This window comes from Myxosarcina sp. GI1(2024), from assembly GCF_053543375.1.
Map to the genome: position 1 here is coordinate 217,828 of NZ_JBKGTY010000004.1, position 16,036 is coordinate 233,863.

Here is a 16,036-nt window from a genome sequence, read left to right on the forward strand (position 1 = left end):
TATCTGAAGGGATAACGATAAGCTAATAAATTAGATAAAACGAAATTCAGGCCGTAAATATGAGCGATATTATCGATCTAATCAATTGGAATTGGCTGCTAACTCCCTCTTACTCAACCGATTATTCTTTATTCGCCGCTGCTACAGAAGTCACGACCGAAACTGCCACTGAATCTAGTGCTGAAGAAGGTACTCTAATTCTGGCAGGGGTTTTACTAAGTTTAGTAATTATTTATTTTGCCAGTAAACTCGGAGGGGAAATCTGTTCTCGGATTAATTTACCTCCAGTCTTAGGAGAATTAGTCGGTGGAGTTGTAATTGGCGTTTCTGCTTTTCGCCTATTAATCTTTCCTGAAAGTGGCGGGGTAGCCGAAGATTCTCTAATTATTAGTTTCCTTCAAAGTACGGCAGGCTTGACTTCAGAATCAGCTAGCTCGGTTTTTGCTACTCAAAGTGAAGTAATTAGTCTGCTTTCGGAATTGGGAGTAATTATTCTGCTGTTTGAGATTGGTCTAGAGTCCGATCTTAAAGAACTAATTCGAGTAGGACCTCAAGCAGCAGTAGTAGCTGTAGTAGGAGTAGTGGCTCCTTTCGCGGCTGGTACGGCTGGTTTGGTTTATATATTTGACGTTCCCGTAGTGCCTGCCATTTTTGCGGGCGCAGCACTGACCGCCACTAGTATTGGCATTACTGCTAAGGTTCTAGCAGAATTGGGACAGCTTGGTTCTAAAGAAGGACAAATTATTATTGGAGCGGCGGTATTAGATGATATCTTGGGTATCGTAGTTCTGGCAGTAGTTGCTAGTTTGGTGAAAACTGGCGAAGTTCAAGTTATCAATATTGGCATTTTAATTTTTAATGCTGGGGCGTTTCTAATCGGCTCGATTTTAATTGGTCGTTTGGTTAGTCCCTATTTGGTTGGACTGGTAAACGAAATGAAAACCAGGGGTCAGGTGATTCTGACTGGTTTAATTTTTGCTTTTTCTCTCTCGTACATCGCCACGGCAATTCAACTAGAAGGAATTCTCGGAGCTTTCGCCGCAGGCTTAATTTTGGCTGAAACTGAAAAACGCAAAGAATTAGAAGAACAAGTGATTCCCGTTGCCGATATTCTCGTACCCGTATTTTTTGTCGTTGTAGGTGCCAAAACCGATCTTAGCGTTCTCAATCCAGCCGTTCCCAGCAATCGGCAAGGATTAATTATTGCCACATTTTTAATTTTGGTTGCTATCCTGGGGAAGGTTATAACTGGTTTTACTGTTTTTGGTCAACCAAATCTAAACAAACTCTCGATTGGTGTGGGAATGATTCCTAGAGGAGAAGTCGGATTGGTATTTGCAGGAGTTGGTGCTGCTAGCGGAGCTTTAGCAGAGTCTACCGAAGCTGCAATTATCATGATGGTAATTTTAACTACCTTTATCGCTCCTCCTCTGCTACGCTTGGTGTTTAAAGAAACAGAAGCTGTAGCTCAATCGAATTCTGCTCCTTCTTTAGAAGAGTAGCGGTACAATCTCGGAAGGCGCGATCGCGCCTTAGACCCGATTTAATCAAATTCATTAGGGTAGAACGAGAGTCGCGGGCGAAATTCATCAGAAAAACACGATCGTTTTTTCCCAATTCGCCTAAAGTATTCTATGAAACTTATTTATCTGGATTTACGTCCATTCGATCGAGATCTAACAGCGTATATTATAGAGTTCTAACTGGGTTGACTAAAAAAAGCATGAGAGTAATTTTAAGTCATTGCCTACTTCAAAGTGAGGAGCAGTAATTGTGAGATTTCACTGGCTATTATCGAGTTTTCTGGGGATTTTTCTGTTTTGTCTCCCTGCTAGAGCAGGAAAATTAATTTCTTGGGAGTTTGAATCAAGAGACAACAACTTAGTTTTTATTACCGACGAGGCAGTACAGCCAAAAGCGCAGTTAATTACGAGTCCTACTCGTTTGGTAATCGATTTACCGGGCACGACTTTGGGCAGAGAAACTGTTAAAGAAAATTACAGTGGTGCAATTAGGGGGTTTCGTATCGGACAACCCGAGCCTCAAACAGCACGAATCGTCGTTGAATTTGCCCCCGGCTACACCATCGATCCCGATGAAATTGAGTTTCGCGGAATTTCTACTACTCAATGGACGGTAAATATTCCTACTCCCAGAGTTGCTCCGATCTCGACGGCTTCTCAACCTGAAACTCTTCGTCCCAATCCTGCTGAGGATCGACCTAACTATCCGACTATAGATAAACCCGCTCTGAGGGAACCTAATTCTGACTCGACAACCAGCAATTATTCCCGTTCGGTTAGTAATTCTGCTTATGTGAGAACTACTAGTAACGGCTTTTTTATTGGTATTGATGGCAGTCGCCAAAATCAGATTACCTCCAGTCGAGAAGGAGATCGTCTAAATTTCGATTTAGAGGGAGTAACTCTTCCTACGGATCTGGCTTCTCAATCGGTAGCAGTCAGTCAATATGGCGTAGATGAGATTGAATTTACTCAAACTTCTACTTCTCCTCCTGTCGCCCGAATGAGTTTGAAAGTGTCAGCAGGCAGTCCTGAGTGGCTGGCAACTTTCAGTCGCATTAGAGGCTTGATTTTGGTTCCGAGGGGACCACTCCCCGAAACTGACCCCACTACTACATCTTCGATAACTAAAACCTCAGAGGAACTACCAAGTAACATTACTGGGTCTCAAAATTCTGAGCAGAACGGGAGGTTCGAGGAAATTTCAGAATTGCGAAACACTAAGCCATTACCAGCCAGAACCGAAGTTACCGCGATCGAAGAGATTGAGTTGGTCGACGATCGGACTCAGCTTGAAATTCGTGGCGATCGCGATTTTTCGGCAGCTACTACGAGAAGAGCTAATGGTGTTTATGAAATTAGAATTGACAATGCCGAACTCTCAGAAAACTTTGAAGGACCAGAACTAGAAGCAGATAGCCCAATTTCTCAAATTAGAGTACGGCAGGAAGCTACTTCAGTACTCATAGCGGTTACTACTAGATTGAGATTTCGTGTAGGACGAATTTCTCCCCAAACCAGAGCGATTGCTTTTCCCATTCAACCAGGAGCAGCACTGCTTCCCAGTAGTAATACCGCACTGATATCCCCTCAATCCCTCGACGTTCCCCAAGCCGAACGCTCTTCAGCTCGCCCCCTTCCACCCCTCAATCGAGCAACGGTAGTTATCGATGCGGGGCATGGTGGGAAAGACCCGGGGACCGTGGGTAATGGTTTGTACGAAAAAGAAATCGTGCTACCGATTTCTGTGGATGTAGCTGACATTCTGCGCCAACAAGGTATTGATGTCAGAATGACCAGAGATACAGATAATTTTGTCAGCCTTCAGGGCAGAACTGATTATGCTAATAACATTAATGCCGATTTGTTTGTCAGTATTCATGCTAATGCCATCAGTCTATCTCGTCCTGATGTTAACGGTTTAGAGACTTATTACTATAAAAGCGGTCGCCGTTTGGCAGAGGTGATTCACTGGAGCATTCTCAATGGAGTCAACATTAAAAATCGTAATATCCGCCGAGCCAGATTTTACGTGCTGCGACATTCGACTATGCCTGCTGTATTGGTGGAGGTCGGCTTTGTTACGGGTGCCGAAGATGCTCCCAGGCTCAAAGATCCCAATCATCGCCGTCAAATAGCAGAGGCGATCGCTAGAGGAATTATTCAATATATTAAAGAAAATAAACTATAAATTTAATATCAGCACGTTTGTCTAATAAAATTCTAATGTTAGAAAAATCCAAGCTTCGAATTGGCTTGTTTGATAGTGGTGTAGGAGGACTGACCGTACTAAGAGAGGTTTATCGGCAAATGCCTCAAGAGTCCGTGCTTTATTTCGCCGATTCGGCTCGACTTCCTTACGGTACGCGATCGCCAGAAGAAATTTTACAGTTCGTACGAGAAATCTTGGACTGGATGAGCGGTCAAGGTGTCAAAACGATCGTCATGGCTTGCAATACTAGTTCGGCACTCGCCTTAGAAATAGTCAGGCAAGAATATGATATTCCAATTCTAGGAGTTGTTTTATCCGGTGCTAGAGCCGCAGTTGCTACGGGCAAACGGATTGGGGTAATTGCTACACCAGCTACTGTAGCTAGTAATGCCTACCGTCACGCTATTCAAGAAATCGCTCCCCAAACTTTGGTTTGGCAGATGCCCTGCCCCGAATTCGTACCTCTGATCGAACAAAATCGAGTCTATTCTAGCTATACGCGAGAGGTTGCCCAACGTTACTTACAACCTCTTTTAGAGCAAAATATCGATACTCTAATTTATGGCTGTACTCACTATCGGCATTTAGAAGGTGTGATCGGCACAATATTACCATCAGACGTTAGAGTTATCGATCCGGCAAAATATATCTTGATGGCTGCGGAAAAAGAATTATCAATTATGGGACTCAAAAATAATTTGTCGGCTTTGCCAACTCGCTTTTGTGTCAGCGGTTCGCCCCATCAATTTGCCAGCTTATCTCGCCAGTGGTTGGGTTTTACTCCCCATGTCGAGCGGATAAATGTAAAAAAGTCACCAAGACAACTGGTGACTTTTAATTCGTTAGAATAACATTTCTCGTTAGAATAACATTTCTCGTTGTCAACTCAAATAGTTAGTTGCTGGCTTTTTCAATCTTTCCTGACGAAAGAGGCTTAGGCTTTTTTTGGAGTTCGGCTAATTTTAATACTCCATAAATAGTGAAAAGGTAGACAGCAGCTAGAATTGGTATAAACAAAGGTAAGTTTCCGTATTGCATCAGACAAGTAATTTGAAATGTGTAAGTGTAAGGGTTAAATTGGGACGATGAAAAGTCCACTTTACGACTGAAGTGTATTATTAATTAGCTTTAATTAGCACTTTACTTAAGTGCTAAGGGCTTTTCAAACACCAAGTCGTAAGTACTATCATTTGACCGACGGTGACAGCACGCTTTGCCGTACCTTAGCTATAGTTTTTCCTATTGAAAAACACAGAGCCAAATGGCTCAAAGCCCATTCGAGGGCTGCTGCACTATGGCGGATTAATTTATGAAAATAAAGCAGAGCGAGTGCTTTATTTTCATAACGCTTATAAGTTTGGCTTTTGCCGCGATCTCATCAAGCAAGTTAGGGCTTTAAAGATCGAGTTATTAGAAAACATTAGATTTAAATGCAAAAAATATATCGGCTCGAATGAGCTATTAATTATTTTCAAAACCTAAAGGTTTTAGGGTCTGCTTATCGAGCAGTGCCTTTAAATCTACAAAAACTTTTTAAGTATTGTATGGTTTACTTAAAATAAAATCAAGATTTTATTGGCACGAATTGCATTTGGTTTTGCTAGTATTAGTTTTCTTAAAACTTCTACATCCTAGAATAACATAACAACTAGCAATATTCCCCTACTGAAAACTAAGCTTAACATCCTACTTGACTAACTCTTTACCTGCGGTTGACACTTGGCTTTACAGTTAGGTTTACTTAAAATAAGTACAATAATATGTAAACTTTCTTAAATAAATTAATTGCCAGGTTTGGCTTAACAATGATATTTTCTACTAGTTCGTTATTAGCTCCTGTAGAGCGGGACTTACAGACTTTAACCGATAATTTAAAACGGCTAATCGGCGCACGTCATCCAATTTTGGGTGCCGCTGCCGAACATTTATTTGCAGCAGGCGGCAAGCGGATTCGACCCGCCATTGTTTTGTTAGTCTCGCGGTCAACCACGAGTAATGGCAGTCTAACTCATCGTCATCGCCGTCTAGCAGAAATTACGGAAATGATTCATACTGCTAGCCTGGTACACGATGATGTAGTCGATGAAGCAGACCTGCGCCGTAATGTGGCAACAGTTAATAGTCTCTTTGACAATCGAATTGCTGTATTAGCGGGAGATTTTTTATTCGCTCAATCTTCTTGGTATTTGGCTAATCTAGATAATCTCCAGGTAGTAAAACTATTGTCCGAAGTAATTAGAGATTTTGCCGAAGGAGAAATTCTTCAGGGTTTAAATCGTTTTGATATTAGTCTCTCGATCGAGCGCTATCTCGAAAAAAGCTATTACAAAACCGCCTCGCTAATTGCTAATAGTGCTAAAGCAGCAGCTGTTTTAAGCGAAGTAAACCCAGAAATTTGTGACAACCTTTACAACTACGGTCGTCATCTAGGTTTAGCCTTTCAAATTGTCGATGACATTTTGGACTTTACTGCTGCTACCGAGGTATTAGGCAAACCTGCAGGTTCAGATCTTGCTAGCGGTAATCTAACTGCCCCCGCACTTTATGCTTTAGAACATAACTCTCGCCTACAAACCCTAGTCGAACGAGAATTTGCCGAAGTAAACGATCTTCAGCAAGCCTTAGAAATAATTGAAGCTAGCGATGGAATCAGAAGATCTCGGGAATTAGCCGCCTATCATGCTCATCTTGCTGCCGATAATTTAACCTGTTTGACTTCATCTGATTCTACTCAAGCTTTAAAAGAACTTACCAATTATGTTCTCAGTCGTATATATTGAATTCAATCCATAAACGTGGTTGATGGCGTTTATCTGAGAAATATTAGTGTTATCCGAACGACCTACTATTTTAGTTACCGGTGGTGCTGGTTATATTGGTTCTCATGCTTCACTAGCTCTCAAGCAAGCAGGTTATCGAGTTATCGTTCTCGATAATTTATCCTACGGGCATCGAGAATTAATCGAGAAAGTGGTTCGAGTCGAGTTAGTAGTAGGAGACACTAGCGATCGCTCCTTACTAGATAAATTATTTACTACTCATAATATCGCTGCGGTGATGCACTTTGCTGCCTATATTGCCGTTGGAGAGTCGGTCAAAGAACCAGGAAAATACTATCGCAACAATGTTTCTAGTACCCTAAATTTATTAGAAACCATGTTGACCCACGGCTTAGATAAATTTGTGTTCTCTTCTACCTGTGCCGTTTACGGAATGCCCCAAGAAATTCCGATGACCGAAACCCATCCCTACAGTCCATTAAGTCCCTATGCAGTGAGTAAAGAGATGGTGGAGCAAATTTTAAGAGATTTTGATACAGCTAAGGGTTTAAAATCATCAGGATGCTTGGCGATGGCTTCAACAGCGTCATGGCTAAACCACGACAAGCAAAATTCTGACAAAGGGTTAAAATCTCCGACTTAATGTTTAACTATCGGAACGAGCTTCTAAGGTTGTGGAGTTGCTTGGCGATCGCCACAATCTTATCTAGCTGTGGGCAAACTCAAGGTACTCAATGCGAGCAGATTTTTAATATTGCCCGTCAAGTTACCAGCATCGCCGAGGAAATAGCCGATACTTCAGAGAGGAAAACTTGGTTAGAAGTAGCAAATTTGATGGACACCTCAGCCAGACAACTTGAAACTCTACCTACAGAGGATATCGAATTAATTGAATACAAACATAATTTAGCCGAAGTCTATCAACTGTATAGGAAAGCGATTTTGGATGCTGTCCAAGCCAGAGAAAATAAAAATTTGGCTGCCCTTAAAGACGCTCGCGATCGCGCTCATTCTGCAGGAAAACTACAGCAAGAGACAGTAGTACGGATTAATGCTTATTGTATAAATAAATAGCTGGTCAAATATAGTCTTTACATGACTGGGAAGGTTATTCGCTGAAAAAGGCGATCGGGAGATAAGCTAGAGAAATAGCAGTGTCAAGACAGTTAACCACAATGTTGCCACTGATTGGAATCCCGCCGACAATTGCTGCTGGCATAGCCCCCTAGCGAGCTCTTTTCTGCCGGGATGAAGGCTTTGTCCATATCTGCGGTTACGTCACCGGATAATTCTCAGTCCGAACAAGACGCTACAAGGAATTTATGCCCAGCTAGTGCCAGAAGAAGGGAAACAATTCAGTCGGCGAGCGATGCATGAAGCAGTCTTTGAAGCCGGGTGGCAACTGTCAGAGCTAATGAATGGTGAGCCATCGGCGCAAGAAAGCTACAGATACATAGAGCAAGTAAAGGAAAGTCTGCTGGAACTTGCACTATCAGAAGAATCGCCTCGCTTCTCGCAGCTCGCTGTAGAGAGTTTAGATAAGAATAACGCGATAACTATGCCCCACTTTAAAATCGTTCCCTGATTCTGCTGACTTCTTCCAATAAATCTTCTCGACCCAATTCCAACTTCAATTGCAGTGATTTTTGCAACCAATATCATTTCGATATTCGATTGAAAATGTGCAGTTTATAGTATCGAGAAAGTTGTTCGCAGACTTCAATCCCTCGAATACTGTTGCCACGTTGGTCGAGCAGAGGTGAAAATACAGCTAATCCCATTATTCCAGGAATTACACTAACAATTCCCCCACTCACGCCGCTTTTAGCCGGAAAACCAATTTTATAAACCCATTCGCCAGCAAAATCATACATACCACAGGTATACATCACACTCAGCAAATCTCTAACATACTCAGAATTAACCGCTCGTTCTCCAGTTATGGGATTGACTCCCTGATTAGCTAGGGTGGCACCCATGATAGCTAGTTCCCTACAGTTAAGCATGACAGAACATTGCTGAAGATAAAGCTCGAGAGTTGACTTAATGTCGCCAGAAATTATATTGAAATTGCGTAGTAAGTAAGAAATTGCCCAATTGCGATCGCCATTATTCTGCTCGGAAACTAAAGTTGGTGTATCGATAAAAACTCGATGTCCGATATAGCGGCGATACATCTCGAGAATTCGATTGAGACGGCGAGCGGAACTGTTACCCTGAATTAAACTGGTAATGGCGATCGCTCCTGTATTAACCATGGGATTGTAGGGGCGTTTGGACTGAGTTTCTAGCTTGATTATGGAGTTATAGGCATCTCCAGTAGGTTCGACATCTACTTTAGTTAATACCTGCTCTCTGCCCCAATCTTCTAAAGCCATACCGTAAGCAAAGACTTTAGAGATCGATTGAATTAAAAAGGGAATTTCCCAATCTCCCACTGCATAAATTTTCCCGGTTACGGTAGCAATACAAATTCCAAACCAATCTGGAGAGATCTCAACTAAGCCCGGTTCGCTTTGATAAATTTGACCCGTTCTTAGAGACAAACATCGTCGATATAATTCTTCTAAAAATTCAGTTACGATTTGGCTGTCTGATGCTGCTTCCCTATCTAAAAGATTTGAGAGTAAGTCGCGATGACCGACAAATTGCGATTGGCGACTCTGTATCGGTTGGGGACGAGAGCGTTCGGTGTTGCTTGGCGATAAATGAATCGGAGTGAAAATATGTAATTGCAACCGTTCTGAAAGTGTCTCAAAAACTTTAACTCCACGATGACTTTTTTTATGTTTCCCCAGACGGGGAGAAAAAACAGCAATGCCCATTTGTTGGGGAACGACACCAATAATTGCCCCAGATAGACCACTTTTAGCGGGAATTCCCACTTTGTAAGCCCATTGACCCGAAAAATCATACATACCACAGGTATACATAACGCTGAGGATATTTTTGACATAGCTATCCTCGAGGGCGCGTTCTTGAGTAATCGGATTGATACCATTGTTAGCTACAGTAGCTGCCATAACTGCCAAATCGCGAGTGTTCACCATTAAAGAACACTGCTGAAAATAGAGTTGGAGAATTTCCTCGATTTCTCCTTCAATTAGCTCGAAGTTGAGCATCATATAGGCGATCGCCCGATTGAGGCGATCGTCATTGAGCTTAGATTGAAATAGTGCTCGATCGATCTGTATCTCTCTGCCAATGTACCGTCGAAACATTTCTTGGAGATGAGCCGAACGTTCTCGGGCATCTACACCAGGAATTAAACTCGTAGTTGCGATCGCGCCGGCATTGACCAGTGGATTATACTGTCGTTTAGAAATTTCCTCTGGTTCGATAATCGAGTTAAATGGTTCTCCTGTAGGTTCGACTCCGATGCGATTGAGAACGTATTCTTCTCCCCGGGTTTCTAGTGCCAGTCCGTAGACAAAAGGTTTAGAAATTGACTGAATGGGAAATAATCGCTCGCTATCCCCAACTTCGGCACGATCGCCGTTGACACCAACTACACTAATTCCAAACCAATCGGGGTCAATATTGACGAGTTCGGGAAGGTTGGCAGCTACCTCTCCTTGTTTGAGAGGTAAATATTGACGGTACAAATCTTCAAGAAAGCCGTTTAAAGATTTGTCAAACGAAGAAAAATCGTAAGTCGAACAGTTAAATTTAATTTCATCGTTCATTTAGAGAAAGTGCGATCGCGGTTGACTCTATCAACCAGTCTGGATCATATACGTTGCAGGGAACTGTAATTTAAGTTACTTTAGAAAATTAACAATTTTCGCAGATTAATTGGTTTCTAAATAGTTTTTAAGCTGAGAAATTGTCTCGATCTCCATCTCTGCTGCATCTTCGCTACGCATCATTAGGGCATAAGTATTATTAAAGCCAAAAGGGGCGAGCAATTCGAGATCGTAACCCTGTTGATACTGTTGGCGAACGTAGTCGAAAACTTCATTGGGCTTTCTAATAATGGCATCGCGAATTGATTCATCTGCTTGAAGGATAACTAATAAACCAGTACCAGTATATTCGGGATAGATGTCGATCGCGCCAGTTACCAAAGCATCAAAAGCAATTTTAGTTCCTGCTAACCCTGTTTTTAATTCCACATCGAGATTGGTATAGTTTTCGATAACTACCGCCATCATATCTGCCAAGAGATATTGTTCGGTAAAATTTTTAGAACCAATAATAATATCTGAGGCACCCTGACGAGTAGTTTGCGTTTTCAAGCCCAACTGTTGCAGAAACTCTTTGGCTACTTGTAATGTAGGACGGTTGAGACTGTCTACCTGGTAATTTAATCTTGCCATCTCTCGGTTAGAAATTTGACCTGCTAGTTTTGCTAAAGCCTCTTGCAGTTGAGGATATTGTCTGAGAGTTTCCCTTCGAACTACGGGAGCGGCATAATAGGGAGGAAAGTAACTGCGATCGTCTTCTAAAACAGTTAAATCAAAAGCTTTTACTCTGCCATCGGTGGCAAAACCGCTAATTAGATCGACTCTGCCATCTTTAACTGCTTCGTACATTAAACCAGGGTCGAGTTCGACAGTATCTAGACTGAGATCGTAATGCTCTTTTAAACCAGGATAGCCATCGGCTCGTTCCATAAATTCGGCGGTAAATCCTGCCTGAAAAGAATTATTTAGAAATTGAGGAACGATTAGCCAAGATACAGCCAGAGCTAGTAAAAATGTCGCGGCGATCGCCATTGGTTTGAGCGAGCGAATTACATTACGCTGAACGACTCCGAGTAAGAAATCCAATAATAGAGCTAAAGCTGCGGCAGGAATTGCACCTGCTAACATCATATTGACATTATTTAGGGCAATACCCCGAAAAATAAACTCCCCTAACCCGCCAGAAGCAATTAACGCACAGAGGGTAGCCACTCCCACCGTTGTTACTGCCGCAGTACGTATCCCGGCAAAAATTACTGCAATCGCTAGAGGTAACTCTACCTTAAATAAAATTTGCAGGTCGGGCATTCCCATTCCTCGAGCCGCTTCTTTAATCGAACTATCTACTTCTTCGATACCTGCGTAGGTATTGCGCACTATCGGCAGCAGGGCGTATAAAAATAGAGCTACGATCGCCGGAGTAACTCCAATACCCAACAAGGGCAAGAGAAAACCCAACAGCGCCACGCTGGGAATAGTTTGAATAATTCCCACGGCACCGATGACGCGCTCGGCTAATCGAGGATAGCGGGTTAAAATAATGCCGATAGTAACCCCGATCGCGATGGCGATCGCCAGAGAAATAACGGTTAAACCGATATGTTCTACGGTTTGTTCGGCTATTTCGCTTTTTTGACTGAGAAAAAACTGCCAGAGACTCATGATTGTTTATATTGATAGAAGGCATTGAGCAGTTCTTGGCAATTGGTAACGAGCATTTGACGCTTGTGGCGATCGCCGATTCCTACTAGAGAAGATTTGAGGGATGATGCCTCCACATCTTCTAGCACTTCTAGTAAGCTTTGGGTTGGACGATATTGTTTTAGCGGAATTTCTGTAGTAGACAGAGATTGCAAACAGGGTAACAATTCTTTTAATTCTGTGACGGATAATTCTAACTGAAAGCGATTGGTGTCAAAAAAATTGCGTACGAAAGCATTATGGGGTTGAAACAGCAGTTGTTTGGGAGTGCCAATTTGTTCTACCTTACCGCGATCCATCAAGCACAGGCGATCGCACAAGGTAACTGCTTCCATGACATCGTGGGTTACTAGCACCATTGTTTTATTAAGCAAGCTTTCTAATTGTTTGAATTCTTGCTGAATTTGACTGCGAGTGATGCGGTCTAATGCTCCGAAGGGTTCGTCTAAAAGTACGATGGGCGGATCGGCAGCGAGAGCGCGAGCTAAGCCTACTCTTTGTTGCTGTCCGCCACTCAATTCTCGGGGATAGCGTCGGGTAAATTGTTCGGGTGGCAAGCCCACTAATTTTAATAATTTAGCAGTGCGATCGCCGATGCGTTTTTCTTTCCACTGCTGCAAACGTGGGACGACCGCAACATTTTCGGCAACGGTGTAGTGGGGAAATAATCCCGTATTTTGAATTACATAACCGATCCCCTGACGGAGTTTTTCCGGCTTCGATTGGCGAATATCTTCTCCTTCGATGAAAATCTTCCCAGAAGTCGGCTCGATTAAACGATTGAGCATTTTGAGTGTAGTTGTTTTACCGCAACCGCTCGTGCCGATTAAGCCAAAAGTTTCACCAGGAGCAATACTAAAGGAAACGCGATCGACCGCCGTAACTCCTGGATATTTTTTGGTAAGAGCGATCGTCTCAATCGCAAACTGACTCATTTATTTGTTGATTTTGAGAATTGCTACCAAACCATGACCGCAACCCAATCCCTGCTGCATTTCGTATTCTAGAGTACGTAGGGCATAACCCAGCTGAGGCTCAATAATGTTGGCTCTAGGGTCACCGTACCACATCCAACTGACATCGGCGATAACGCGGTCGATTGTCATTAAGGCAAATTGTAAGGGTTTAGAATACTGATGCCATCCTTGCAAATTAACTAAAGAAATATTTTGCCCGAGTCTTTGTTGACAGTATTCTACGATAATATTCCAAGATTCAATTAGCTGCCTGAAAAACGCAGTTACTGGGGAATACTGGGGAATCATTGCGGGATCTAAGATCAACTCTTGCAAATCGGTACGCAAGTAATCTTCGTGAAGACAATTAATCGAACGGCGAATTGGTTTGAGCAAAGAATTATATTCTCTAGTATCAGTATGACGACCTACCATTACCGAACGATCCATCAACTTTAAAACTTCAACCCCAATTCCTGTAGCCGCTTCTAGTTCTTCTGTCAGTTGTTTGACTTCTTCACCAGTCCAAAATCGAATTGGAAAGGTTTCGATATCTAGATGTTTGCGGGTTGCGTCCGGGTACAAATAACTCATTGAATAATCCCGTACCTTTTCTGTTTCGGTTTGAGCGGACCAATAATCAGGCCATTCAATAGAGTATCGTCCCAAAAAATCTAGCACTACTAGACTATTATCGCGACCATGTTCGCAAATATCTTGCAACAAAGTTACCAAATCTTTTCTAGATAGATGGGACAGAGAACCGTAAGAAGAAAAATAGATATCAAAGGGGGATTCTGTGGTTTTGAACTCCCCCAAACCCATGCTCAAATCTTCTTGGGCAAAGTTAACGTTAGCTTTATCTTCAAAAAGTTCGTTGCCTTTTTCGACCATTGCTTGAGAAATATCCAAACCTAAATAAGTTTCGATATTTGCTTCTGGTAGTACCCGTTGATGTTGTAAACCCAAATCTAAGTCGCGACGGTCGATCATAGTCAAAATTTGATAACCTTGTCCCGCACCACAGCCAAGATCGACAATGCGGATTTTTCGGTTTTGTTTCTGACAGGAATCGACCAGTTCTTTTAAAAAAGGGCGTAGGGCAATTCGAGTTAAACGATCTTCCCAGTAGGTACGAACATTATCGTATTTGCCAAATAAATTACCGACATAGAGGTCGTATTTACCTTCGCTGACGGCAGTACTATAAGTTCTCGCTCCAACCGATTGCATATGATTTTCTGGGTGTAGTAGTTTGTTTTAGTGCAGATTTCCCTGCCACCTTCCAATCAAATTGGGTGCATTTGGATGGGGAAAGTGGCTTTGGAAGATACGAAAATAGAATAACTCTTCTTTGCTACTTATAGGAAGACCTTTGGCGATCGCTCGCTCTACTTCTCGTTCTTCGATGTTAGCCTCAGCATGGTCTTCTAAAATCGTAGACGAAGCACAACCTTGGGCGAATTCCATTTTGTCGCGCCACACTATTTCGTGGGGCAACTTATCTTCAAAGGCTTTGCGTAGCAGCCATTTCTCAATGCCAAAGGTTTTATACAGTTTTAGTTTGGGATCGATACTCAGACATAGTTCGATAAACTCGGTATCTAAAAACGGTACGCGACCTTCAATACTGTGCGCCATAGTCATTCGATCTACCCGTTGCAGATTGAGATTGTGCAATCCTTTAACTATGGCGATTGATTCTTTATGTAAGGCGATCGCGTCATCGTAATCGACGAAATAGCTGTATCCTGCAAATAATTCGTCTGCACCTTCTCCACTCAGGACTACTTTAACGTACTGACTGGCGAGTCGCGATACCAGATAACAGGGAATGGCACTGCGAACTAAAGCAGGATCGAAAGATTCGAGATAGTAAATTACATCAGAGAGAATCTCTAGCATCTCTGCTTCAGAGTAAACATACTCGTGATGTATAGTTCCGATATGTTCTGCTACCAGTCGTGCTGCTTTGAGATCTGGAGAATGAGGCAGCCCGACAGAGAAAGAGTGTAGTTCGGGAACCTGTTCTTTCATTACGGCGGCAATAATACTCGAATCTAAACCCCCACTGAGAAAAACTCCTACGGGGACGTCAGACATCAGGCGTTTTTGGACGCTTTTAGACAAGGTTTGCTGAATTTTAGGAATAACTGTCTCTAAATCTTGGATAAAGTTTTGTTCTTCTGGTAACTGATAGTAAGGTAAAAATCCTTGTTGCGATTGATAATAATAGCCATTGGGAAACTCGTAAATTTCATCGACGTGTTCTACTAAAGCTTTGATTTCTGATGAGAAGAACCAAGTATCCTTTTTCTTGCCATAGTATAGGGGTTTAATGCCAATGGGATCTCGCGCTGCCAAAAATTCTTGCCCTTCACTAACAACAAAACCAAACATTCCATCTAGCTGAGTTGTCAATTTAGAACCAAATTGCTGATAGAGAGGTAATAAAACTTCACTATCTCCCTGAGTGCGGAAAGCATAATCTTCGAGTTGCGAGCGTAATTTTTGGAAATTGTAAATTTCTCCGTTACAAATAGCATACAGTTTTTGCTCTTGGTTACAAAAGGGTTGATGTGCTCCTGCGACATCGACAATTGAGAGACGTTGATGTCCTAGAGTAATGCCGCTTTCTGCTAAAATCCCCATGTCATCTGGTCCACGATGCACCAGAGTAGACAACATTTTGGAAAAATCATAGTCTTGGTTGGAGCCGCGATCGAATACGCCAAGAATGCCACACATAATCAATTTATCTGTTGAATACGAATTTATTACTGATTCTAATTCTATTGCTATAGCAATCGTGTTCGAGTCATGAAAATTTAAATAGAGGTCGGGTAAAGATTTCCGAATGCTGGTTTTAAGGAAATAAATTCGAGTTTACTAGCGATCTAGATTCTCTCTTTGTGCAAATTGCTACTGCATAATATCGGTTCGAAATTCGTAGTTAGGAGATAGTTATAAGTTGGGTTTTGGGCATTGCTGAATTGTAACGAGCGATTGGCTTGCTTTGGTTTGTTAACCAGAACTGAGAGATCGGAGTCTATGGCGATCGCCAAAATTCTCAGCCAAACTTCTATCGATGTCGATCGAAGTTCTTAACTCTGTCTCAGGTTCACTTAATTATGAACGAGCAAAATATCAACTATAAATATTAATGTAGGAAATAAAG

The 16,036-nt window shown here is 42.2% G+C and carries 11 protein-coding genes and 1 pseudogene; 7 read left to right on the forward strand and 5 right to left on the reverse strand.

What is annotated here, in order from left to right:
* Window positions 1-59: 59 nt before the first annotated feature.
* The 6 genes and pseudogenes from ACLFKQ_RS18540 (at window position 60) to ACLFKQ_RS18565 (ending at window position 7,589) form a co-directional block, all read left to right on the forward strand.
* The gene (locus ACLFKQ_RS18540) at window positions 60-1,502 is read left to right on the forward strand and encodes a cation:proton antiporter (protein ID WP_449001235.1); all 1,443 of its coding nucleotides are present in this window, start codon (window positions 60-62) and stop codon (window positions 1,500-1,502) included.
* Between the two features lie 271 nt (window positions 1,503-1,773).
* Window positions 1,774-3,714, forward strand: a complete 1,941-nt coding sequence (locus ACLFKQ_RS18545) for an N-acetylmuramoyl-L-alanine amidase (protein ID WP_449001236.1) — start codon at window positions 1,774-1,776, stop codon at window positions 3,712-3,714.
* 35 nt (window positions 3,715-3,749) lie between these two features.
* A complete protein-coding gene (murI, locus tag ACLFKQ_RS18550; protein ID WP_449001237.1) occupies window positions 3,750-4,586 on the forward strand; it encodes a glutamate racemase in 837 nt (278 codons plus the stop codon).
* A gap of 957 nt (window positions 4,587-5,543) precedes the next feature.
* The gene (sds, locus tag ACLFKQ_RS18555; RefSeq protein WP_449001306.1) at window positions 5,544-6,515 is read left to right on the forward strand and encodes a solanesyl diphosphate synthase; all 972 of its coding nucleotides are present in this window, start codon (window positions 5,544-5,546) and stop codon (window positions 6,513-6,515) included.
* A 46-nt stretch (window positions 6,516-6,561) separates the two neighbouring features.
* Window positions 6,562-7,071 (forward strand): annotated as a pseudogene (locus tag ACLFKQ_RS18560) (NAD-dependent epimerase/dehydratase family protein); the annotation flags it as partial.
* 86 nt (window positions 7,072-7,157) lie between these two features.
* Window positions 7,158-7,589 carry a hypothetical protein gene (locus ACLFKQ_RS18565; RefSeq protein WP_449001238.1) on the forward strand — a complete coding sequence of 144 codons (432 nt, stop codon included), beginning with the start codon at window positions 7,158-7,160 and terminating at the stop codon, window positions 7,587-7,589.
* A 584-nt stretch (window positions 7,590-8,173) separates the two neighbouring features.
* Here the strand turns inward: ACLFKQ_RS18565 and glsA are convergent.
* From glsA to asnB, 5 genes are all read right to left on the reverse strand, one after another.
* Window positions 8,174-10,201, reverse strand: coding sequence for a glutaminase A (gene glsA / locus ACLFKQ_RS18570; protein WP_449001239.1), 2,028 nt, complete (start codon window positions 10,199-10,201; stop codon window positions 8,174-8,176).
* A 105-nt stretch (window positions 10,202-10,306) separates the two neighbouring features.
* A complete protein-coding gene (locus tag ACLFKQ_RS18575; protein WP_449001240.1) occupies window positions 10,307-11,863 on the reverse strand; it encodes a glycine betaine ABC transporter substrate-binding protein in 1,557 nt (518 codons plus the stop codon).
* The gene (locus tag ACLFKQ_RS18580) at window positions 11,860-12,837 is read right to left on the reverse strand and encodes an ABC transporter ATP-binding protein (protein WP_449001241.1); all 978 of its coding nucleotides are present in this window, start codon (window positions 12,835-12,837) and stop codon (window positions 11,860-11,862) included. Before ACLFKQ_RS18580 ends, ACLFKQ_RS18575 begins: the two co-directional genes overlap by 4 nt.
* On the reverse strand, window positions 12,838-14,091 hold the full coding sequence (locus ACLFKQ_RS18585) for a class I SAM-dependent methyltransferase (RefSeq protein WP_449001242.1): 1,254 nt from the start codon (window positions 14,089-14,091) through the stop codon (window positions 12,838-12,840).
* Window positions 14,092-14,118: 27 nt separating this feature from the next.
* The gene (gene asnB / locus ACLFKQ_RS18590) at window positions 14,119-15,606 is read right to left on the reverse strand and encodes an asparagine synthase B (RefSeq protein ID WP_449001243.1); all 1,488 of its coding nucleotides are present in this window, start codon (window positions 15,604-15,606) and stop codon (window positions 14,119-14,121) included.
* A 237-nt stretch (window positions 15,607-15,843) separates the two neighbouring features.
* Here asnB and ACLFKQ_RS18595 point away from each other — a divergent pair, with 237 nt between their 5' ends.
* Window positions 15,844-15,966: a hypothetical protein gene (locus ACLFKQ_RS18595; protein WP_449001244.1), complete on the forward strand. Its 123-nt coding sequence runs from the start codon at window positions 15,844-15,846 to the stop codon at window positions 15,964-15,966.
* The last annotated feature ends 70 nt before the right edge of the window (window positions 15,967-16,036 follow it).